The organism is Methylobacterium sp. WL119 (genome assembly GCF_008039875.1).
Lineage (GTDB): Bacteria > Pseudomonadota > Alphaproteobacteria > Rhizobiales > Beijerinckiaceae > Methylobacterium.
In genome coordinates this window covers 1-1,596 of record NZ_VRUU01000220.1, presented here as the reverse complement: position 1 = coordinate 1,596, position 1,596 = coordinate 1, and the positions used below count along the sequence as shown (strand labels likewise).

Annotated in this window: 2 protein-coding genes; both read right to left on the bottom strand. The window is 65.7% G+C overall.

All coding sequences use genetic code 11. The annotated features are described in order from the left end of the window. Positions 1-321: hypothetical protein (locus FV227_RS28525; RefSeq protein WP_147860471.1), on the bottom strand; the 321-nt coding region annotated here is incomplete at its 3' end. A 25-nt stretch (positions 322-346) separates the two neighbouring features. Then, positions 347-1,596 (bottom strand): methyl-accepting chemotaxis protein (locus FV227_RS28520; RefSeq protein ID WP_147860470.1); only part of this gene is annotated, 1,250 nt, incomplete at its 5' end.

The window sequence follows — 1,596 nt, the reverse complement described above, 5'->3', positions numbered from 1 at the left end:
TTCCAGCCGGCGCAGCAACTCTGTACCGCACCGGATCAATAACCCTATCTCCGCCAGCGCCTGGATGGACGCCGCTTCGAGGGCAGCAGTGTGGCGCCCTAGGTCTGGATGCGCCCGCAACGAGGGCGCCCGCAGGTTCTCGATCGCCGAGAGCAACGTGTCTTGCTGAGCACGCAAACCATCGAGCAGCAGCCGGACCCGCGTACCGTCATGGAACGCGCTTGCAGCGTCGGCTGTCAGCTCCTTCTCGACGGCGTCGGAGCGGATGTTCGTCAGCGGCGGCTTGAACCGGCCTTTGAGAGGAATGACAGTCGCGCTCATGTGATCCTCTCGTATCTCGGTGGGGTCACGCGACTGCTTGCGAGGCTTGGCGCACCTGACGGGTCGCAACATCGACTTGCTCGCTCGCCCGGGCGATGTCCTCCATGCTGCTGGCGATCGTCGTCACGCCGTGCGCGGCCGTCTGCATGCTGCCCGACATCTCTCGCGTGACCGCAGACTGTTCCTCGACCGCAGCGGCAATGGCGCCCGACACCTCATCGAGCGAGCGGATCGTCGCCTGGATCGAGCCGATGGCGTCCACGGCCTCGCGCGTAGCCGTCTGCGTCGCCTGGATCTGTCCGCGGATCTGATCGGTCGCCTTGGCGGTCTGCTCGGCCAGCGCCTTCACCTCGGAGGCGACCACGGCAAAACCCTTGCCCGCCGCGCCAGCGCGCGCGGCTTCAATGGTGGCGTTGAGGGCCAGCAGGTTGGTCTGGCTGGCGATGCCCTGGATCATCGTCACCACCTCGCCAATCTGCGCCGCCTGGGTGCTCAAGCCCGCAACGATGCTGCCCGTGCGCTGCGCCTGCTCAACCGCCTGTCCGGCCATGCGTGCAGCATGGCTAACCTGCTGGCTGATCTCGCCGACCGAGGCCGATAGCTCTTCGGCGCCCGAAGCGACAGACTGGATGTCGTTCGAGACCTGCCCCACCGTTCCAGCCGCCTCGACCGTCTGACGGGTGACGTTCTCGACCGCCTGCCCGATCGCATCGAGGTCGGTGCCAATCGCGTGCTGCGCTTCGATCCGACGCTGGCGCTCATGCACCTGGGCGGTGATGTCGGTCGCGAACTTCACCACCTTGATCGGCACGCCGTCCCGGTCGCGGATCGGGTTGTAGGTTGCCTGGATCCAGACTTCTCGACCGCCCTTGGCGATGCGGCGGAACTCGCCAGCTGCGAATTCGCCCCGTCCGAGTTGACCCCAGAAACTGCGATAGGCTTCTCCCGTTCGTTCGTTCGCATCAACGAACAGGCTGTGATGCTGACCGCGGATCTCGTCGAGCCGGTAGCCGACTGCGTCGAGAAAGTTGGCGTTGGCGGTCAGGATGGTGCCGTCGAGGGTGAACTCGATGACCGCCTGCGAGCGGTTGAGGGCAGCAAGCTGGCCTTCCTGGTCGATCGCGCGCTGCACCTGCGCCGTGATGTCGGAGGCGAATTTGACGATCTTGCTGACCCGACCGGCGCGGTCGAGGACTGGACTGTAGGTTGCCTGGATCCACACCTCGTGACCGTTCTTGGCGACACGCTTGAACTCACGGGTCTGCGGCTCACCGC